The sequence below is a fragment of the Streptomyces sp. NPDC006879 genome (genome assembly GCF_042869595.1).
Lineage (GTDB): Bacteria > Actinomycetota > Actinomycetes > Streptomycetales > Streptomycetaceae > Streptomyces.
The window spans coordinates 1-20,545 of the sequence record NZ_JBIAGC010000020.1 but is presented as its reverse complement, the minus strand read 5'-3'; the positions used below and the strand labels follow the sequence as shown (position 1 = coordinate 20,545).

General features: G+C 68.1%; 14 protein-coding genes, 1 pseudogene and 1 riboswitch. Of the genes and pseudogenes, 12 read left to right on the top strand and 3 right to left on the bottom strand.

All coding sequences use genetic code 11. The annotated features are described in order from the left end of the window. Window positions 1-36 precede the first annotated feature (36 nt). The 4 genes from ACFYMC_RS17070 to ACFYMC_RS17055 all read left to right on the top strand — a co-directional run bounded on the left by ACFYMC_RS17070 (window position 37) and on the right by ACFYMC_RS17055 (window position 5,955). Window positions 37-2,019: an ATP-binding cassette domain-containing protein gene (locus ACFYMC_RS17070; protein WP_388525273.1), complete on the top strand. Its 1,983-nt coding sequence runs from the start codon at window positions 37-39 to the stop codon at window positions 2,017-2,019. A gap of 124 nt (window positions 2,020-2,143) precedes the next feature. Then, on the top strand, window positions 2,144-3,031 hold the full coding sequence (locus ACFYMC_RS17065) for a FadR/GntR family transcriptional regulator (protein ID WP_388525271.1): 888 nt from the start codon (window positions 2,144-2,146) through the stop codon (window positions 3,029-3,031). Window positions 3,032-3,399: 368 nt separating this feature from the next. Further along, window positions 3,400-4,959, top strand: coding sequence for an RNA polymerase sigma factor (locus tag ACFYMC_RS17060; RefSeq protein WP_388525268.1), 1,560 nt, complete (start codon window positions 3,400-3,402; stop codon window positions 4,957-4,959). Between the two features lie 168 nt (window positions 4,960-5,127). Next, window positions 5,128-5,955 (top strand): S1 family peptidase, encoded by an 828-nt coding sequence (locus ACFYMC_RS17055; protein ID WP_388525265.1) that lies wholly within the window; start codon window positions 5,128-5,130, stop codon window positions 5,953-5,955. A 151-nt stretch (window positions 5,956-6,106) separates the two neighbouring features. Here ACFYMC_RS17055 and ACFYMC_RS17050 read toward each other — a convergent pair whose 3' ends face one another. Next, window positions 6,107-6,337, bottom strand: a complete 231-nt coding sequence (locus ACFYMC_RS17050; protein WP_388525262.1) for a hypothetical protein — start codon at window positions 6,335-6,337, stop codon at window positions 6,107-6,109. Window positions 6,338-6,772: 435 nt separating this feature from the next. Between ACFYMC_RS17050 and ACFYMC_RS17045 the strand changes: the two genes are divergently transcribed. The 4 genes from ACFYMC_RS17045 to ACFYMC_RS17030 all read left to right on the top strand — a co-directional run bounded on the left by ACFYMC_RS17045 (window position 6,773) and on the right by ACFYMC_RS17030 (window position 12,344). After that, window positions 6,773-8,893, top strand: coding sequence for a type IIA DNA topoisomerase subunit B (locus ACFYMC_RS17045; RefSeq protein ID WP_388525260.1), 2,121 nt, complete (start codon window positions 6,773-6,775; stop codon window positions 8,891-8,893). A 181-nt stretch (window positions 8,894-9,074) separates the two neighbouring features. Next, window positions 9,075-9,581, top strand: a complete 507-nt coding sequence (locus ACFYMC_RS17040; protein WP_388525257.1) for a DUF485 domain-containing protein — start codon at window positions 9,075-9,077, stop codon at window positions 9,579-9,581. 41 nt (window positions 9,582-9,622) lie between these two features. After that, entirely contained in the window at window positions 9,623-11,215 is a 1,593-nt protein-coding gene (locus tag ACFYMC_RS17035) for a cation acetate symporter (RefSeq protein ID WP_388525436.1), read from the top strand. A gap of 73 nt (window positions 11,216-11,288) precedes the next feature. Further along, window positions 11,289-12,344, top strand: coding sequence for a CobW family GTP-binding protein (locus ACFYMC_RS17030; RefSeq protein ID WP_388525255.1), 1,056 nt, complete (start codon window positions 11,289-11,291; stop codon window positions 12,342-12,344). Window positions 12,345-12,542: 198 nt separating this feature from the next. Here the strand turns inward: ACFYMC_RS17030 and ACFYMC_RS17025 are convergent, their stop codons facing one another. Continuing rightward, a complete protein-coding gene (locus ACFYMC_RS17025; RefSeq protein WP_388525253.1) occupies window positions 12,543-14,993 on the bottom strand; it encodes a DNA topoisomerase (ATP-hydrolyzing) subunit A in 2,451 nt (816 codons plus the stop codon). Window positions 14,994-15,168: 175 nt separating this feature from the next. On the opposite strand from ACFYMC_RS17025, the gene ACFYMC_RS17020 reads away from it, so the two are divergent. The 4 genes from ACFYMC_RS17020 (at window position 15,169) to ACFYMC_RS17005 (ending at window position 19,928) form a co-directional block, all read left to right on the top strand. Next, window positions 15,169-16,512, top strand: coding sequence for a M16 family metallopeptidase (locus tag ACFYMC_RS17020; protein ID WP_388525251.1), 1,344 nt, complete (start codon window positions 15,169-15,171; stop codon window positions 16,510-16,512). A gap of 47 nt (window positions 16,513-16,559) precedes the next feature. Continuing rightward, window positions 16,560-17,927 carry a M16 family metallopeptidase gene (locus tag ACFYMC_RS17015; protein WP_388525433.1) on the top strand — a complete coding sequence of 456 codons (1,368 nt, stop codon included), beginning with the start codon at window positions 16,560-16,562 and terminating at the stop codon, window positions 17,925-17,927. A 210-nt stretch (window positions 17,928-18,137) separates the two neighbouring features. Next, window positions 18,138-18,296: riboswitch (cyclic di-AMP (ydaO/yuaA leader) on the top strand. Window positions 18,297-18,309: 13 nt separating this feature from the next. Continuing rightward, a complete protein-coding gene (locus ACFYMC_RS17010; protein ID WP_388525249.1) occupies window positions 18,310-19,104 on the top strand; it encodes a M23 family metallopeptidase in 795 nt (264 codons plus the stop codon). 146 nt (window positions 19,105-19,250) lie between these two features. Next, complete coding sequence (locus tag ACFYMC_RS17005; protein WP_388525246.1) at window positions 19,251-19,928, top strand: GntR family transcriptional regulator; 678 nt, start codon at window positions 19,251-19,253, stop codon at window positions 19,926-19,928. A gap of 122 nt (window positions 19,929-20,050) precedes the next feature. On the opposite strand, the pseudogene ACFYMC_RS17000 reads toward ACFYMC_RS17005, so the two are convergent. Then, window positions 20,051-20,452 (bottom strand): annotated as a pseudogene (locus tag ACFYMC_RS17000) (transposase family protein); the annotation flags it as partial. Between the last annotated feature and the right edge of the window lie 93 nt (window positions 20,453-20,545).

The following is a 20,545-nucleotide window of genomic DNA, read 5'->3' as shown; positions in this document are numbered from 1 at the left end:
GCCGCTGAGCGGTCTCACCTCCCAGCGAGAGAAGCGATGCTCCAGGCCATCGGACTCACCAGTGCCCCCCGCCGGGACCGTCCGCCCATGGTGGACGACCTCACCCTTGAGGCCCGTCCGGGGACGGTGACAGCATTACTAGGCGCCCGCGGCGCCGGTAAGACCACCGTCCTTCGGATGATGCTCGAACTCGAGCCAGGCCGTGGCGTCACGTATTTCAGGGGGCGTCAGCTGCATCGTGTGGCCCACCCCGGGCGGGAAGTCGGTGTCCTGCTCGGGGACGTGCCTGGACATCCTTCCCGTACCGCGCGTGGGCAACTACGCATGCTGTGTGCGGCCGGCGCGCTGCCGGTTTCCCGAGCTGATGAGATGCTCGAGTTGGTGGGTCTTGCCGGGCTGCGCGACCAGTCGTTGGCTTCGCTCTCGCTCGGGATGGACCGCCGGCTCGGCCTTGCCGCAGCACTGTTGGCAGACCCCTGCACGCTGCTCTTGGACGAGCCGGCTGCCGGGCTCTCTCCGCGTGAACAGCGCTGGATGCATGGCTTGCTGCGGGCTCATGCGGCACGTGGGGGCACCGTCTTGTTCACCACTGACGACTCAAGGGAAGCCGCTCGTACCGCTGATCATGTCGTCAGTATCGCCGCGGGCCGTCTCGTCGCCGACCAGACGGCAGAGGAGTTCGCCAGAACCCGGCTCCGTTCCCGGGTTGAGGTGCGAACCCCGCATGCCGTTCGCCTGGCTGAGCAGCTCTCACGGGAGGCGCGCGCCGCACGCAGGTCCGTCGAGGTCGTCAGGGAGGGCGGCAACCGCCTGGCCGTGTACGGCGCGAGTTGCGGAGAGATCGGTGAATCGGCTTACCGCAGTGGCATTCTCATCCATCAGCTCAGTGAAGAAACAAGTGAGTTGAGTCTCCCGGCTGCGCTCACCCCGGCCCCTTGTGCCAAGCCCGGGGTCGGCCTGCTGTCGCCCCTGCGGATCGGGGTCACCCGCGCGGCGCGAGCGGCGCGGGCGAGCTCGGTGGCACCGCCGGGCTCACAGGCGCCGTCGGCCGCCCCGCAGGCGGCCTCGTTCGATCTTGCCGGGCCGAGCCGTCTGACGGCGCAGGATCTGCGGGCCGCCCCAGCTCCCAAGGACGTGCTGCCCGGTTCGTCCGAGGTGCGACCGGCTCCGGGCGCGGGTGCTTGTCATGCACCTCTTCTGGCCATGCGCAGGATCGGAGGCCCTCTGCGCCCGTACCGCTACGAGCTACGGCGGGTTTTGGGGACGCCAACGGCGGTGGTCCTCAGTGGCGCAGCCGTCGCGCTGTCCGTGCTTGTCACCCTCCTGCTCTCTCGAACCGGACAAGTGGACCACGGCCGTCTGTTGACTGCGTGGCCCGAGATCCTGCCACTCCCACCCGCGGCCCTGGCTGCCGGGCTGTTGGGGGCACTCTCCTTCGGAGAGGAGTACCGATACCCGGCTCTCGCGGCCGACCGGGGCACCGTGCCGCGCCGCCTCGGCCTGCTCGTGGCCAAGCTCCTCGTCTCCGCTGGGTTCGCGGTGGCCCTTGGAGCCCTCACCGTGGCGGCGGATCTGGGCGTGCTACGCCTGCTTTACGGCGGGTCGGCCGGGCTGCCCGGTGACTGGGCTTCCGGGGGTGCCGGTTGGTTGGGGTTGGTCATCGGCTGCGCGTGGGCCGGCGTGCTCGCCTCTGGAGTGTTCCGCTCCACTGCCGCAGGCCTGGCTGCCGTGCTGGCCGTGCCGGTGGCCGTGGTTCCGCTCGTGCAGCGGATCGCTCTTGTGCCCGCACCTCATCCGGTAGCGGGACTCCCGGCCCGGCTGCGCCAACTGCTGCGCGTGCAGTGGCCCCCCGAGGCCGACCACCTGGTGTTGAGCGCCCTGCGCGTGCTGGTCCAACCAGTCGGCGTGGCCTTGGCGTTGTCCCTCGCTGTTCTGATGGCCGCCTATGCCTGGACGAGTCTGCGCAGTAGGGCACGGTCCTGGCGCCCGCTGGCCGCCGTCGTGGGGAGACGACCGTAACTCCCTATAAAGTGCCGGGTTCTTTACGATAAATCGTCAATTGAGCGAGTGCAGCCGATCACCCTTTCGTGTGCTTTTCACCAAAGCCCTCAAGGGTGACGGGGGCGACGCCGACAAAGGAGTCGTGAGTACCCTTGCGCACACCATGATGACCGCCGCCCGCCAAGCAGATGCTGGACTTGCCGGTTCGGGCGAACTCGACCGCTACCCCTACGCGGAGGCTCCCCCGGCTGACCGTGTGGGAGCCTCACACTGGGACGGCCCAGATGCGGAGCTGGGCCGCGTGGGGCGCCGCGCCGCGGGCAGCCGCGGGCGTGGGCTGCACGGCCAACTCGTCCAACAGCTCGGCCAGATGATCGTCTCGGGTGATCTCGGTGCGGACCGCCCTTTGGTCCCCGAGGAGATCGGTCAGCGCTTCGAGGTCTCCCGGACCGTCGTCCGCGAATCGTTGCGGGTCCTTGAGGCCAAGGGCCTCGTGAGCGCCCGCCCCAACGTCGGAACCCGGGTCCGCCCCGTCAGTGACTGGAACCTGCTGGACCCCGACATCATCGAGTGGCGGGCCTTCGGCCCCCAGCGTGAGGACCAGCGTCGAGAGCTCAACGAGCTCCGCTGGACCATCGAGCCGCTCGCCGCCCGGTTGGCCGCCGGCCATGGCCGACAGGACATCCAGCAGCGCCTGACCGACATGGTCGAGATCATGACGCATTCCCTCACTCAGGGGGACGCGCTGACCTTTGCGCGAGCCGACACCGAGTTCCACGCGCTGCTGATCCAGGCCGCCGGCAACCGCATGCTGGAGCACCTCTCCGGCATCGTCTCCGCCGCGCTCCAGGTCTCCGGGACGCCGATCACCAGCTGTGACCGGCCGTCCGAATCGGTGATCTCCCATCACGCGCGGATCAACGAGGCGCTGGTCTCCGCCGACCCGGTCGGTGCTGAGAGTGCCATGCGCCAGTTGCTGACCGTCCACCCCGAGGTGGAGCGCGTGGTGCCCGCACCGCGCGAGCACTGAGGTCGGCCTCGCCATGGAGAGCCCGGGTGCGGCACGCCGGAGCGCGGGCTGCAGGACGCCGCCGGACCTTCCAGGCCCGGCGGCGCAAGGGGTTGGTGCCCTCAAACGGAGGACTGCATGACTGTATGACCCCTTTCGGGGTAAACGGGGTGTGACTCGGGCCACGCGGATTGTGCGTAACGTCAGCGGAGGTCACGCGATGACTTAAGAGGTGATGGCTGAGGAGGGAAGGCAGCTGCCGTTCACGGCTCTGTACAGCTCCGAGGCTCAGCCCACGCCGTCGGCCACTCCCCAGTCGTCGGTCGTCGGCTCCGCTCTAGCACCAGGACGGGGCCGGAAGCCGTTCCCATCGTTCCGAGAGGTTGTTCGTGTCGGCCAGCACATCCCGTACGCTCCCGCCGGAGATCGCCGATTCCGAGTCTGTGATGGCGCTTATCGAGCGGGGCAAGGCTGAGGGGCAGATTGCCGGCGATGACGTGCGTCGGGCCTTCGAGGCTGACCAGATTCCGCCAACCCAGTGGAAGAATGTTCTGCGCAGCCTCAACCAGATCCTCGAGGAAGAGGGTGTGACGCTGATGGTCAGTGCCGCGGAGTCGCCGAAGCGCACCCGCAAGAGCGTCGCTGCGAAGAGCCCCGTCAAGCGGACCGCCACCAAGACCGTCGCGGCGAAGACGGCAGCCACCGGCACGGTGGCAGCTGACACGGCCGCGGCCGAGGACGCGGCGATCCCGACCGACGAGACCGAGCCCGAGGCCGCGCCGGCGAAGAAGGCGACGGCCAAGAAGGCCGCGGCGAAGAAGACGGCGCCGGCGAAGAAGACAGCCGCGAAGAAGACAGCGGCGAAGAAGACGGCAGGCAAGAAGGACTCCGAAGGGTCGGCCGAGGAGGAGACCGTTCCGCAGGAGGGGCCCGGGGCGAAGGCCGGCGAGGAGGAAGAGGAGAGTGGTGAAGCCAAGGGTTTCGTGCTTTCCGACGATGACGAAGATGACGCCCCCGCCCAACAGGTGGCGGTGGCCGGCGCCACCGCTGACCCGGTCAAGGACTACCTGAAACAGATCGGTAAGGTGCCGCTGCTCAACGCCGAGCAGGAGGTTGAGCTCGCCAAGCGGATCGAGGCCGGTCTGTTCGCCGAAGACAAACTGGCGAACGCCGACAAGCTGGCGCCGAAACTCAAGCGCGAGCTGGAGATCATCGCCGAGGACGGCCGTCGGGCGAAGAACCACCTGCTGGAGGCGAACCTCCGCCTGGTGGTGTCGCTGGCCAAGCGCTACACGGGCCGCGGCATGCTCTTCCTGGACCTGATCCAGGAAGGGAACCTGGGGCTGATCCGCGCGGTGGAGAAGTTCGACTACACCAAGGGCTACAAGTTCTCCACCTACGCGACCTGGTGGATCCGGCAGGCCATCACCCGTGCCATGGCCGATCAGGCGCGCACCATCCGCATCCCGGTGCACATGGTCGAGGTCATCAACAAGCTGGCCCGCGTGCAGCGTCAGATGCTTCAGGACCTGGGGCGCGAGCCCACCCCGGAGGAACTGGCCAAGGAACTCGACATGACCCCGGAGAAGGTCATCGAGGTCCAGAAGTACGGGCGTGAGCCGATCTCCCTGCACACCCCGCTGGGTGAGGACGGCGACAGCGAGTTCGGCGACCTCATCGAGGACTCCGAGGCGGTCGTCCCCGCCGACGCGGTGAGCTTCACCCTGTTGCAGGAACAGTTGCACTCGGTGCTCGACACGCTCAGCGAGCGCGAGGCCGGCGTGGTCTCCATGCGTTTCGGCCTCACGGATGGCCAGCCCAAGACCCTGGACGAGATCGGCAAGGTCTACGGGGTGACCCGTGAGCGGATCCGGCAGATCGAGTCCAAGACCATGTCGAAGCTGCGCCACCCCTCCCGCTCCCAGGTCCTGCGCGACTACCTCGACTAGGCCGCCCCGGCTTCGGGCTGCAGCGAGGCGCGGCCCAGTAGCCACGGTCACGATCAGGGCTCGGAGACTCCGCGACGGGGGGATCCGGGCCCTGATCGTGCAGGTGCGCGACGCGCCGGGGCGAACCACTCTGGGTGGAGAGATGGACACCCAGAGTCAGGAGGCCGTATGCGTCGTCCTTTTGTCCGCGCAGTGACCAGGGCCCTGGTCACGCTGATGGGAGTTGGACTTTTTCCGCTGGCTTCGGGCGCACCCGCAGCAGCCGACGGCGTGGTGATCGGTGGTTCCCCGGTTCGGGTGGCGGACAGCCCGTGGGTGGTGGCGCTGTCGAGTCGTGACCGGTTCGGCGGTATCCGGGCGGGCCAATTCTGCGGGGGAGTGGTGATCGGCCCCAGGAAGGTGCTCACGGCCGCGCACTGCCTGGCGCGGGAAGTGCTGGGTCCGCTGTCGTTGGTGCGCGACTTCCGTGTGATCGCGGGGCGGGAGGTCCTGCGGAGCGGAGACGGTCGAGAGATCGCGGTGAGTGGCGCCTGGGTGCATCCCGGCTACGAGCCCGTGACCAACTCCGCAGACCTGGCCGTACTGACGCTCGCCGAGGCGTTGCCGGACCACTACGTGTTGCCCGTGGCCGAGCTCGACGACCCTGCGTATGCCCCGGGCACGGTCGCGGAGGTGTACGGCTGGGGAGATGTCAGTGGGCTGGGTGACTACGCGGATGAGATGCGGTCCGCGCGCGTCACGGTCCTTCCCGATGAGGAGTGCTCTCGGGCCTATCCGGGAGATATCGATGGGCGATACGTCCCAGCCACGATGTTGTGCGCCGGTGACCCGGTGCACGGGCATGACGCCTGTCAGGGGGACAGTGGAGGGCCGCTGGTGGCTCAGGGGCGACTGATCGGGGTGGTGTCCTGGGGGCGTGGCTGTGGCCGTGCGGACAGCCCTGGCGTCTACACCAGGGTCGCTCCCTTGCTGGAATGGGTGGAGCGGGTCGGCTAGGGGCTGGAGCGCGCGCATACGCGCGCTGGTAGCCGATCGCGGTCGACCGGACACAAGGTGTGCTTACGAGTGCGGGCGGCAGTCCTGGGTCTCAGGACTGCCGCCCGTCGGTCGGTCAGGGACCGGCCGAGGCTCGTCAAGGATGCGAGGGTCAGCGTTCCTCGGTGTCGGCGTTGGCCGGAACGGCCGTCAGCCGCTCAGTCTCATCCTGTATCTCCGCGGCGATCTTCTTGAGTTCCGGCTCGAACTTGCGTCCATGGTGGGCGCAGAAGAGCAGTTCACCGCCGCTCATCAGGACGACACGCAGGTAAGCCTGGGCGCCACAACGGTCGCATCGGTCTGCGGCCGTCAGGGGGGTCGCGGGGGTCAGAACAGTAGTCACGTCGCCTCTTCTCTAGCTCGACGAGCTGTCGTACCAGGGTCAACATCCAACCAGCCCGAAAACGTTCCCGCTCTCGGCTTTTCTTCGAAACTTCCTTCCGAAGCTGGTCAGCTGCTGCCGGGTTGGCGGCGAATGGGCCGTATTGCGTCGCTTTACGGTTTCGCGTTGTTTGGCAGAGCTCGGTCCTCCCGGCTCGGTTGCCGGTTGTTCATGAGGACGTGCCCGGAGCCTAAATGGTTCATGCCTCGAAGGGAACGTGATGTTTGCTTCACCCCATCGAGGGATCGAACATCCATGCGACTCTGGACTAGGCTACAGAAGCGATGAGGGTGGCGTTTCACCCGCTCTACCAGGCCTCGGTACCCTCTTGGCGACGAACGATCCAGCACCGGCCCGCCAGGGTCGGAAAAAGAAATTCAGCGAGGAGCGAACTGCGTGACCGCCGATACGTCCGTGCCTTCCACCGCGCTGCGTACTGGAGCAGACCGGGACGGTTCCAACTACACCGCGCGGCACCTGCTCGTCCTCGAAGGGCTTGAGGCGGTCCGCAAGCGACCCGGTATGTACATCGGGTCCACCGACAGCCGTGGTCTGGCCCACTGCCTCTGGGAGATCATCGACAACTCGGTCGATGAGGCCCTGGGCGGCTACTGCGACCACATCGAGGTCGTCCTGCACGAGGACGGCTCGGTCGAGGTGTCCGACAACGGTCGTGGCATCCCGGTGGATGTCGAGCCGAAAACCGGACTTTCCGGCGTTGAGGTCGTCATGACCAAGCTGCATGCCGGCGGCAAGTTCGGCGGCGGGTCATACGCTGCATCCGGTGGTCTGCACGGTGTGGGCGCCTCCGTGGTGAACGCGCTCTCCGCCCGCCTCGACGTGGAGGTGGACCGCAACGGCGCCACCCACTCCATCAGCTTCCGTCGCGGAGTGCCCGGCATCTTCACCGAGTCCGGCCCGGACAGCCCCTTCGACCCGGGGAACGGGCTGCGCAAGGGCAAGCGGGTTCCCAAGGCCCGTACCGGCACCAGGGTGCGGTACTGGGCGGACCGGCAGATCTTCCTCAAGGACGCACGGCTGGTCCTGGAATCGCTCTACCAGCGGGTCCGGCAGACCGCCTTCCTGGTGCCAGGGCTGACGATCGTGGTGCGTGACGAGCGTGGCATCGATGGTGCGGGCAAGACGGAGGAGACCTTCCGTTTCGATGGCGGAATCAGCGAGTTCTGCGAGTACCTCGCGCAGGACAAGGCCGTCTGTGACGTCCTGCGCCTGTCCGGGCAGGGCAGCTTCAAGGAGACGGTGCCCGTCCTTGACGATCGCGGCCACATGACGGCCACCGAGGTGACCCGCGAGCTCGGCGTCGACATCGCCCTGCGCTGGGGCACCGGCTACGACACGAACCTGCGCTCCTTCGTGAACATCATCGCCACTCCCAAGGGCGGTACGCACGTCACCGGCTTCGAACGTTCCGTGACCAAGACGGTGAACGAGGCACTTCGCGCGACCAAGCTGTTGCGCGTGGCCGAGGACGACGTGGTCAAGGACGACGCGATGGAAGGGCTCACCGCGGTCGTCACCGTGCGTCTGGCCGAGCCGCAGTTCGAGGGGCAGACCAAGGAGGTCCTCGGCACCTCGGCGGCCACCCGGATCGTCGCAGCCGTGGTCGCCCGGGAGCTCAAGGCGTTCCTGACCTCCACCAAGCGTGACCACAAACAGCAGGCCCGCGCCGTGTTGGAGAAGGTCGTCGCGGCAGCCCGCACCAGGATCGCGGCCCGTCAGCACAAGGAGGCGCAGCGTCGCAAGACGGCTCTGGAGACCTCCTCGCTGCCGGCGAAGCTGGCCGACTGCCGCAGCGACGACGTGGACCGCAGTGAGCTCTTCATCGTCGAGGGCGACTCGGCGTTGGGTACGGCGAAGCTCGCGCGGAACTCGGAGTTCCAGGCGTTGCTACCAATTCGGGGCAAGATCCTCAACGTCCAGAAGTCCTCGGTTTCGGACATGCTCAAGAACGCCGAGTGCGGTGCGATCATCCAGGTCATAGGAGCTGGATCGGGTCGTACCTTCGATATCGACGCAGCTCGGTACGGCAAGATCGTCCTGTTGGTGGACGCCGATGTCGACGGCGCCCACATCCGCTGCCTGCTGCTGACGCTCTTCCAGCGGTACATGCGGCCGATGGTCGAGGCGGGCCGGGTCTTCGCCGCGGTCCCGCCGCTGCACCGCATCGAGCTGGTCCAGCCCAAGAGGGGCCAGGACAAGTACGTGTACACCTACTCGGACAGCGAGCTGCGCCAGACGCTCCTTGAGTACCAGCGCAAGGGGGTCCGCTACAAGGACTCCATCCAGCGCTACAAGGGCCTGGGCGAGATGGACGCGGATCAGCTCGCGGAGACCACCATGGACCCCCGCCACCGAACCCTGCGGCGCATCAACATCGGGGATCTCGAAGCGTCGGAGCAGGTTTTCGACTTGCTGATGGGCAACGAGGTGGCGCCCCGCAAGGAGTTCATCACCAGTTCCGCGGCGACTTTGGACCGGTCGCGCATCGACGCCTGACGGTCCGGCCGGGTGCGCGACGCTCATCGGACGCCTGGAGCGGCCTTCAAGGCGTCCATGACTCGACTCTTCACTCCATCACCTGATGGAGTGAAGAGCTCCCGGACGCCAGTCCTGGACTGTCTCCTTCCGCACATCCTTGGGGCACGCGGCCAATGCGGCAGCGGACAAGGAGAGTTCGGTGGACAAGCACGACGGGCGGGATGCCGGAACGATCCGGCTCGACGACCCCTGGTATGACGCGCTCGCCGCCGGTTGGGGGGAGGGAGGAACATCCGATCTCCTCCCCCCGATCGACGGAGCGCCGCTGCCCGATGCCGGGGAGAGCACCGGCAGGGCGGCCGACATCTACCTCGAAGTGCACCGCAGCGCGGCTTTCCAGGAGGTCCGTAGCCGCTACCGACGCTTCGTGGTCCCGGCGTCGCTGGCCTTCTTCGCCTGGTACGTGGCCTATGTGGTCGCTGCCACAGCCGCACCCGGTCTGATGGCGCGTCCGGTGATCGGCGTGGTGAACGTCGCGTTGTTGGCAGGGCTCGGCCAGTTCCTCTCAACCTTCGTGTTGACCTGGGCGTACGCCCATCATGCGAGGGTCCGTCGGGACCGTGCGGCCCTGGACCTGCGATGGACCGTCTTCGAGCAGCAGGGGCGGAGCCGCGTTGGTCGACCCGCTGGGGAGGTGGGCCGGTGACCGGGGCGGCGGGTATGTGGAGACCGATGGCGATGTCAGCGCTGAACATCGATCATCAGACGCTCACCCTGGTGCTGTTCAGCTCGTTCATCGCCATCACCTTGGGCATCACCACCTGGGTCAGTCGCAACAGACACGGCTCCGCAGAGGAGTTCTATGCCGGGGGCCGGCTCTTCTCACCCCTGGAGAACGGTTTCGCCATCGCGGGCGACTACATGTCCGCGGCATCCTTCCTTGGCATCTCCGGCCTGATCGCGCTCTTCGGCTACGACGGCTTGCTCTACTCGGTCGGCTTCCTTGTCGCCTGGTTGGTGGTCCTGCTGCTGGTAGCGGAACTGGTGCGCAACTGCGGCCGGTTCACCCTCGCCGACGTGGTCGCCTCCCGTATGAGCCAGCGCCCGGTGCGCATCGCTGTGGGCTCCTCCTCCGTGGTCGTGTCGGTGCTGTACCTCGTCGCCCAGATGGTCGGGGCGGGGAGCCTGGTGGCGCTGCTGCTCGGCACGACCAGTGAGGCAGCCCAGTCCTGGACCGTGATCGGTGTCGGCGCGCTGATGGTGGTCTACGTGTCATTCGGCGGGATGAGGGCCACCACCTGGATCCAGATCGTCAAGGCCGTGCTGCTCATGGGCGGAGCCATCGCCCTCACCGCCCTCGTCCTGGTCCGCTTCCACGGCGACTTCAACGGACTCCTTCATTCGGCCGCGGAACGCAGCGGCCACGGTGAGAAGTTCCTGAGCCCAGGACTCAAGTATGGCGGCAACTGGACGGCCCGTTTCGACTTCATCAGCCTCGGGCTGGCGTTGGTGCTCGGTACGGCAGGACTACCGCACATCCTGTCCCGCTTCTACACGGTGCCCACGGCCCGGGCGGCGCGTCGCTCCGTGGTCTGGTCGATCGCTCTGATCGGCGGCTTCTACCTGATGACCATCGTCCTCGGCTTCGGCGCCGCAGCCGTCGTAGGCCCCGAGACGGTACGAGCCTCCAACACGGCGGGAAACACGGCGGTGCCGTTGCTGGCTCTGGAGCTCGGTGGTGGAGCCGGCACCAACGGCGGAACGGTCCTCTTCGCCTTCACCGGGGCGATCGCCTTCGCCACGATCCTCGCAGTGGTAGCCGGGATCACCCTCGCCTCGTCCGCGTCGGTCGCCCATGACCTCTACGCTTCCTTGAAGCGCCGGCATGCCAAACAGCGCAGTGAGGTGACGGTGGCGCGTACCGCGGCCGTGGGCATCGGAGCGGTGGCGATCGGGCTCGGCCTGCTGGCCCGGGACCTGAACGTGGCCTTCCTGGTGGGGTTGGCCTTCGCCGTGGCGGCCTCGGCGAACCTCCCCGTCCTGCTGTACTCGCTGTTCTGGCGCGGGTTCACCACTCGCGGTGCGATCTGGTCCGTCTACGGCGGTCTGGTTCCGGCCGTGTTGCTGGTGGTCTTCTCGCCGGTGGTATCCGGTAGTCCCGAAGCGCTCTTCCCCGGAGTGGACTTCCATCTCTTCCCGCTGCAGAACCCCGGCCTGGTTTCCATCCCGGCCGGCTTCCTGGCGGGTTGGATCGGCACGATCACTTCTGCTGAGCCACCGGACGAGGCCAAGCACGCCGAGACGGAGGTACGAGCACTCACGGGTGCGGGCGCGGTCTGATTCCTCCGCGCCCGGGGTCGTGGGGAGGTCCCCTCATATCGTCCGGGGAGCGAGCCGACTACGATCGGCCGGTGTGAACAGGAAGCCCATTCCCGTCGTCTTGCTCTCCGGTTTTCTCGGGTCGGGCAAGACGACGCTGCTCAACCATGTGCTCCGCAGGAGCCGGGGCACCCGGATCGGGGTGGTCGTCAACGACTTCGGTGCGATCGAGATCGACGCGATGACCGTCGCGGGACAGGTCGACTCGATGGTTTCCCTCGGAAACGGTTGTCTGTGCTGCGCGGTTGACGCAAGCGAGTTGGACGCCTACCTCGACAAGCTCGCCGAGCCGGCGCACGGGATCGACGTCATCGTCATCGAGGCGAGCGGGCTGGCGGAGCCTCAGGAGCTGGTACGCATGCTCCTGGCCAGTGAGAATCCTGCCATTGCCTACGGCGGGCTGGTGCAGGTCGTGGACGCAGCTGAGTTCGAGGCCACGCGTGGGCGGCACCCGGAGACCGACCGGCACCTGTCCGTCGCCGACCTGGTGGTCCTCAACAAGACCGACCGGGTGGGAGAGAAGGAGACCGGGCGCATCGAGGAGGTCCTGGAGGGTCTGGCGCCGGGCGTCGCGGTGATCCGAGCCGTGCACGGGCGGATCGCTCCGGAGCTCCTCTTCGACCCCGTGGCCCGAGAGGACACCGGCCAGCGCCAGCTCTCCTTCGAGGACCTCCTTTCGGCGGACGAGGAAGGCCACTGCCTACACGTCCACGAGCAGTACCAGAGTCTCGTCTTCGAAGCCTCCGGTGCGCTCAGCCCGAGACGTCTGATCGACTTCCTGGACGCCCGCCCGGCCGGCTTGTACCGGATCAAGGGCTTCGTGTACTTCGGGGTGCCCGGGTATGTGGAGAAGTACGCCGTGCACGCGGTGGGGCGCTCCCTCCGGTTCGAGCCCACCGCATGGAAGAAGAGCGAGGCCCGGGGGAGCGGACTCGTCCTCATCGGCTCTGGCATCGACGCCGAGGCAGTGCTCGCCGGGCTTGAGGGCTGCCGTGAGGGAACTCCGCAGGACGGCCATCCGGACAGCAAGTGGGGCGTCCTGCGCTACGTGCCCAAGGAGAGCCAACCGGGCGGATCGGACCTGCTCTGAGCGGCGGGCCCAAGGACGCCTCTGAAGGCCCTGGGGCAGAACTCCCGAAGCCCCGCCTGGCTCGCGGTGCCGCGTCCCGCCCCTTCGCCGGGGCGCCCGAGTACGTCCAGTAGTCGGGCGCCGTTCGCTCCTGCGGTGCGGGCCGCCGGGTGCCGCATGCCCTGCCTGGTGGGCAGCCGCACCCTTGGACGTGGGGACCTAGAGTCCCGGACCGGCGACCACGGCGATCGGTTGGGCCAGCGGCGCACCCGAACCGTCGCGACGAGGATCCACCTCCGGCAGCTCCACCGGGGCACCGCTCGCTGTCGCGCCCCTGGCAGGAGAGGCCCCGGCCCACGCCAGCACCAGGGCGTCCTCGCCCTTCAAGAAGCGCTGGCAGCGCACGCCGCCGGTGGCTCGACCCTTGCGTGGATACTGGTCGAACGGGGTCAGCTTGGCCGTGGTGGCCGAGTCGTCCAAGGTGCCGTGGGCACCTGCCACGGTGAACACCATCGCTTCGGCGGCCGGATCGACCGCTGAGAAGTGGATCACCTTGGCGTTCATCGCCAGCTTGATGCCCGCCATGCCGCCGGCCGGGCGGCCCTGGGGGCGGACCTGTGCCGCCTGGTACCTGAGCAGCTGGGCGTCATCGGTGATGAAGACGAGATCCTCCTCGCCCGTACGCAGTTCGACCGCGCCGATGATCCGGTCGCCCTCCTTGAGGGAGATGACCTCCAGCTCCTCCTTGTTTCCCGGGTAGTCCGGAACAACCCGCTTGACCACGCCCTGTTCGGTGCCGAGCGCGAGCCCCTGCGAAGTCTCGTCGAGCGAGGTGAGGCAGATCAACTGCTCGTCCACCTCCAGGGAGAGGAACTCGGACACCTGAGCGCCACCCGCGAGGTTGGGGCCGTGAGCGGTGTCCGGCAGCTGCGGTAGGTCGATCACCGGGAGTCGCAGCAACCGGCCGGTGGAGGTCACCGCACCGACGTCCGCCCGTGCGGTGGCCAGCACCGCGGAAACGATCAGGTCGTGCTTGGCCCGGCGGCCCTCTGCCGCGGGGAGCGGTGCACCCGTGGCGGTGCGCGCCAGCAGCCCCGTGGAGGAGAGCAGGACCCGGCAGGGGTCATCCGCCACCTCCAACGGGACGGCAGTCACCGCCGTGCCTGCGGACTCCAGCAGCACGGTCCGGCGCTCGGTGCCGAACTTCTTCGCCACCGCGGCCAGCTCCGCCGAGACCAGCTTGCGCAGCTCGGAGTCCGAGTCCAGGATTCCGGTCAGCTCGTCGATCTCACCGGTGAGCCGGTCGCGCTCGGACTCAAGCTCGATCCGGTCGAACTTGGTAAGTCGGCGCAGCGGGGTGTCGAGGATGTACTGGGTCTGGACCTCGCTGAGCGAGAAGTGTGAGATCAACCGCTCCTTGGCCTGTGCGGAGTTCTCGCTGGAGCGGATCAGCCGGATGACCTCGTCGATGTCGAGGAGCGCCACCAGCAGCCCCTCGACGAGGTGCAGGCGGTCACGGCGCTTGGTACGGCGGAACTCACTGCGCCGGCGGACCACCTCGAAGCGGTGGTCCAGGTAGACCTCCAGAAGTTCCTTGAGCCCCAGGGTGAGCGGCTGGCCGTCCACCAGGGCGACGTTGTTGATGCCGAAGGACTCCTCCATCGGCGTCAGCTTGTACAGCTGTGCCAGGACGGCCTCGGGGTGGAAACCGTTCTTGATCTCGATGACCAGGCGCAGACCGTGTGCCCGGTCGGTGAGGTCCTTGACGTCCGCGATGCCCTGGAGCTTCTTGGACCCCACGAGATCCTTGATCTTCGCGATGACCTTCTCCGGGCCGACCGTGAAGGGGAGTTCGGTGACGATCAGGCCCTTGCGGCGCGGTGTCACGTCCTCCACCGTCGCCGTGGCCCGGATGCGGAACGTGCCGCGCCCCGACTCGTACGCGTCCTTGATCCCCGAAAGCCCCACGATCCGGCCGCCAGTGGGCAGATCGGGACCGGGAACGAAGCGCATCAGCGCCTCCAGGTCCGCGTTCGGGTACCGGATCAGGTGGCGCGCCGCCGCGATCACTTCGCCCAGGTTGTGCGGCGGCATGTTGGTGGCCATACCGACGGCGATGCCCGAGGCGCCGTTGACCAGGAGGTTCGGGTACGCGGCGGGTAGCGCGACCGGCTCCTTCTCCTGGCCGTCGTAGTTCGGGGCGAAGTCGACGGTGTCCTCGTCGATCGACTCCGTCATCAGCGAGGTCGCGTCGGCCATCCGGCACTCGGTGTAGCGCATGGCGGCCGGTGGGTCGTCGTTTCCGAGCGAACCGAAGTTGCCGTGGCCGTCCACCAGCGGCAGTCGCATCGAGAAGGGCTGCGCCATCCGAACGAGGGCGTCATAGATCGACGCGTCCCCGTGCGGGTGGAGCTTGCCCATCACCTCGCCCACGACGCGCGCGCACTTGACGTAGCCGCGGTCGGGGCGCAGGCCCATCTCGTTCATCTGGTAGACGATGCGCCGGTGTACGGGCTTCATTCCGTCCCGGGCGTCCGGCAGGGCCCGGGAGTAGATCACTGAGTACGCGTACTCAAGGAAGGAGCCCTGCATCTCGTCGACGACGTCAATGTCGAGGATCCTCTCCTCGAAATCCTCCGGCGGCGGGGTCTTCGTGCTGCGGCGGGCCATCGCTGCTGCGGCTCCTCGTGATCTGAGGTCGGGCGGTCCGACGCGGTCCATTGTGGACCGCCCCACCGACAGCTTTGACCCCGACCCGGGTGAGCCGGGAACTTCCCCGGCTGCCTGCGCGCTTGCATACAGTGGCAGGACTTCTCCCGAACGCGATCGAAGGGACCACATGCCCATGGGTCACACGGCCACCGCCGAGGCCGGCTCCGGCGGCCTGACAGCGACAGAGCACCGGCTGGCCAACGGCCTGCGCGTGGTGCTCTCCGAGGACCATCTGACCCCGGTGGCCGCGGTCTGCCTCTGGTACGACGTCGGTTCCCGTCACGAGGTCAAGGGCCGCACCGGTCTGGCTCACCTCTTCGAGCACCTGATGTTCCAGGGTTCGGCGAGCGTCCCCGGTAACGGCCACTTCGAGCTCGTCCAGGGCGCCGGTGGTTCGCTCAACGGCACGACGAGCTTCGAGCGCACCAACTACTTCGAGACCATGCCGACGCACCAGTTGGAGCTCGCGCTCTGGCTGGAGGCGGACCGGATGGGCTCGTTGCTGACCGCCCTGGACGACGAGTCCATGGAGAACCAGCGCGACGTGGTCAAGAACGAGCGCCGCCAGCGCTACGACAACGTCCCCTACGGCACGGCCTTCGAGCGGCTGACCGCGCTGGTGTACCCCGAGGGCCACCCCTACCACCACACGCCGATCGGTTCGATGGCCGATCTCGATGCTGCTTCCCTGGAAGACGCCCGGAACTTCTTCCGGACCTACTACGCCCCCAACAACGCCGTGCTCTCCATCGTCGGCGACATCGACCCCGAGCAGACACTTGCCTGGGTCGAGCAGTACTTCGGCTCGATTCCGGCGCACGGGGGTAAGCAGCCCCCGAGGGATGGCGCACTGCCCGAGGTGATCGGGAAGCAACTGCGCGAGGAGATCGTGGAGGAGGTGCCGGCCCGGGCGCTGATGGCGGCCTACCGCCTGCCGCACGACGGCACTCGGGAGTGTGACGCCGCCGACCTCGCGTTGACGGTCCTGGGGAGCGGGGAGTCCTCCAGGCTGCACAACCGGTTGGTGCGTCGCGACCAGACGGCCGTCGCCGCCGGGTTCGGCCTGCTGCGACTGGCCGGGGCGCCCTCCCTCGGGTGGCTGGACGTCAAGACCTCGGCGGGTGTGGAGGTGCCGGAGATCGAGGCCGCGGTCGACGAAGAGCTGGCGCGGTTCGCGGCGGAGGGCCCGACCGCCGAGGAGATGGAGCGCGCTCAGGCACAGCTGGAGCGCGAATGGCTGGACCGCCTGGGCACGGTGGCCGGTCGGGCCGACGAGCTGTGCCGCTTCGCGGTGCTCTTCGGCGATCCGCAGCTGGCGTTCACCGCGGTACAGCGAGTCCTGGACGTCACCGCCGAGGAGGTCCAGGCGGTGGCCGCGGCGCGGCTGCGCCCGGACAACCGTGGGGTGCTCGTGTACGAGCCGCGCCCGGCGGAGGAGACCGAAGTAGCAGCACAGGCCGAGGGGGCCGACCAGTGAGCGAGCGCGCGATGACCCCGACTGACGAGTCCACCCGGATGACGCAGATGACCTTTCATCCGCAGCCGCGTGCGGGCGAGGCCAAACCGTGGGCGTTTCCCGCCCCTGAGCGGTCCGTCCTGGACAACGGGCTGACCGTGCTGCGCTGCCATCGCCCCGGTCAACAGGTGGTGGCCGTGGAGATCAACCTCGACGCACCGTTGGACGCCGAACCCGAGGGCCTGGACGGGGTGGCCACGATCATGGCGCGGGCCCTGTCGGAGGGTACCGACAAGCACTCCGCCGAGGAGTTCGCAGCCGAGCTGGAGCGCTGCGGGGCCACACTCGACGCGCATGCGGACCACCCCGGTATGCGGGTGTCCCTCGAAGTGCCGGCCTCCCGGCTCTCCAAGGCGATGGGGCTGCTCGCGGAAGCCCTGCGGGCACCGGCCTTCGCGGACGGTGAGGTGGACCGCCTGGTGCGCAACCGCCTGGATGAGATCCCGCACGAGCTGGCCAACCCGGCGCGTCGGGCTGCCAAGGAGCTGTCCCGGCAGCTCTTCCCGGCCACCTCCCGGGTGTCCCGGCCGCGCCAGGGCACCGAGGAGACCGTGGCCCGGATCGATTCGGCGGCCGTGCGTGCCTTCTACGAGGCGCATGTGCGGCCCGCCACGGCGACGGTGGTGGTCGTGGGTGATCTGACGGGTATCGATCTGGAAGCCCTGCTCGCGGAGACTCTCGGTGCCTGGACGGGCGGCAGCGCCGAGCCTCGGACGGCGGAGCCGATGGCCGCGGACGACACCGGGCGGGTGGTCATCGTGGACCGCCCCGGTGCCGTCCAGACGCAGTTGCTGATCGGCCGGACCGGTCCGGACCGGCACGACCGGGTCTGGCCCGCTCAGATCGTGGGCACCTACTGCCTGGGTGGGACGCTCACCTCCCGTCTGGACCGGGTCCTGCGGGAGGAGAAGGGTTACACCTACGGCGTCCGGGCCTTCGGTCAGGTGCTGCGTTCCACCCGGGAGGGCACCGGGGCCTCGTTGCTGGCCATCAGCGGATCCGTTGACACGCCGAACACCGGCCCGGCACTGGCAGATCTCTGGGCCGTGCTGCGCACGCTTGCCTCCGGTGGCCTGACCGATGCCGAGCGGGATGCCGCGGTGCAGAACCTGGTGGGCGTGGCCCCGCTGAAGTTCGAGACGGCCGCGGCCGTCGCGGGCACGTTGGCCGATCAGGTGGAGCAGCACCTCCCGGACGACTACCAGGCGCAGTTGTACCTGCAATTGGCGCGGACGGGCACGGTCGAGGCCACGGCCGCCGCTGTCAGCGCCTTTCCCGTCGACCGGTTGGTGACGGTGCTGGTCGGCGACGCTGCTGAGATCGAGGAGCCGGTACGGGCCCTGGGCCTCGGCGAGGTCACCGTCGTGGCGAACTGACACCCGTACAACTCGGGCGGTCTTCGGGGGTCCTGGCGGTTCATCTGCCAGGACCCCATTCCTTTCGCTCTGTCCGGTTTGGTAGTGGTGGTGACGCCTTAGGGGTGTGGCGTACGCAACAAAATATCGTGTCCGTTTGGTGATCTGGTCGTGATCCGCCTAGCGTCAGTCCCGCTGTTCGTCGGCTGTAAACGCCGCATCCGCGGCACCGGACAGCGATCGCCGAGTCCCCGTCAGGCGTGAGCCTGGGGAGCCGGGGACCCATTCGTCCCTGGGGTGAATCGGCCCGCCTCGACCAGAGGTGGACCGTAGGAGACCTTCCTGCTCCGAACCCGTCAGCTAACCCGGTAGGCGAGAAGGAAGGAAAGGACCACCCTCTTTCATGGCGACTGCCACCGGTAAGCACCGCGGTTCCAGCCGTACCTCCCGCCGAACGGCGAATATCGCGAGCATCGCCACCCTGGCCACCGCCGGTGTCGTGGGCACGCTGGCCGCTCCGGCCCTCGCCGCTTCCGAGGGGCCCCAGCAGGGTGTCAGCGCCGAGGACACCGGCTTGAACGCCGTAGTGGTGGCCGACTCCCTGTCCGGCGAGATCGAGACTCAGGCCGCGGCCCAGGAGCATGCAGCCGAACTCGCCGCCGCCAAGGCCGCGGCCGAGGCGGAGGCCAAGCAGCGGGCGGAGGAGGCCCGCGAGCGCGCTGAGGCCGCCGCCAAGGCCGAACGGGAGGCGAAGGAGCGTGCGGCCCGCGAGGCCGAGCGGCAGCGCCTGTTGACCTTCGTCTCGCCTGTGGCCGGCTCCTATGTCAGCACCTCCTACAAGGCCGGCGGTGCCATGTGGTCCTCTGGTAGCCACACGGGCATCGACTTCCATGCTGCTTCCGGTACCGAGGTCCGCTCGGTGGGGCTCGGCACCGTCGTCGAGGCCGGCTGGGGCGGGGCGTACGGCAATAACGTGGTGATCAAGATGCACGACGGCACCTACACCCAGTACGGGCACCTGCTGTCCATCAAGGTGTCGGTGGGACAGCGCGTCACTCCCGGGGACCAAATAGGACTCTCCGGTTCCACGGGCAACTCCAGCGGCCCGCACCTTCACTTCGAGGCTCGTACCGGAGTTGACTACGGGTCGGACATCGACCCGATCTCCTACCTGCGCTCGCGCGGCGTCCAGCTCTGACGTCCCCGCAACTGTGCGAAGGCCCCGGCGTATTGCCGGGGCCTTCGCCGTTCCAAGAGATGCTCATGGATTCTTGAACCTCATCTGTAATAAAGCCGTGCTGCAATAGAGTCGCGAACAGCAGGCAATAGGGCGGAGGTTCGGATATGCGCGTTCCCGCGCACGCGGTGTGCACGGCCATCCGGGACGACATCGTCACGGGTGTCTTCGAGCCCGGGAGCCGGCTCACCGAGGAACTCCTCGCCCGCCGCTACGGGGTGTCGCGCGTGCCGGTCAGGGAGGCGTTGCGCACGCTGGAGTCGGAGGGGTTCGTCACCACGCGTCGCCATGCCGGTGCCTGCGTGTCCGAACCCACTGCGCAGGAGGCGGCGGACGTGTTGGAGACGCGCGTGCTGTTGGAGCCGTTGGGGGCGGCGCGTGCGGCGCAGCGGCGCACCGAGGCCCACCTGAAGGTGCTGCGCGGGCTGGTGCGGCTGGGGCAGGAGAGGGCGCGGCGGGGGGAGGGGGAGGACCTGCGTTCGTTGGGTGGCTGGTTCCACGACACGCTCACGCAGGCCTCGGGGAGTGCGGGGTTGATCTCCTTGCTGACGCAGCTGCGGCACAAGATCACCTGGATGTACACGGTGGAGGCACCTGCCCGGCCGGTGGACTCCTGGGCTGAGCACGGGGCCATCGTGGACGCCGTGGCCCGCGGTGACGCGGCGCGCGCCCGCGCGCTGACCACCCTGCACGCGGAGCGTGCCGCCCGTGCTCACCGACTCCGTCCGGCGGTGCCCGTGAGTTCTTCGCAACATTCTGTAAACATTTCCGGCGTCCGGAATTAACGGCTGCCGTATACGACAGCTGGTGTCTTTTCCCGTAGTTCGTGCGGCTGGTTTTGCCCCGTGTGGAACGGTGAATTCGCCAGAGGTTCCCGGTTCTCCGCGGCATTGAGCCTTTTCCATCTTCACTCTGAGCTGGTCAGATGAAGGGTGAGGATGGCCTGGATGAGGCTGGTGATCCGGGTGGTCGAGCACCGCAGTTTGCGGAGGAGTCGCCAGGACTTGAGGGTGGCGACGGCCTGTTCGACGAGGGCCCGGATCTTCGCGTGGGACCGGTTGACCGCCTGCTGGCCTGCGGAGAGGGTGTCCCACCGTCCCCAGCACGGGGTGCGGACCGTGCCGCCGGCGCCTCGGTATGCCTTGTCGGCCCAGCACGGGATGTCTGCTTCGGTGAGGGCGTCGACGATGCCGTGTTCGCGGGCCGCGCGGACGTCGTGGACGGCGCCGGGCAGGGCCGGTGAGGTCCACAGCAGCCGGCCGAAGGGGTCGGCGATGACCTGGACGTTCATCCCGTGCTTCTTGTGCTTGATGCCCCTATGTTCGTCAAGCCGCGGTCGTGAGGGTTGACGGGTCATCAGGGCGCTGGTGGCATACGATCATGTCGGTGCGTATCAGCGCGT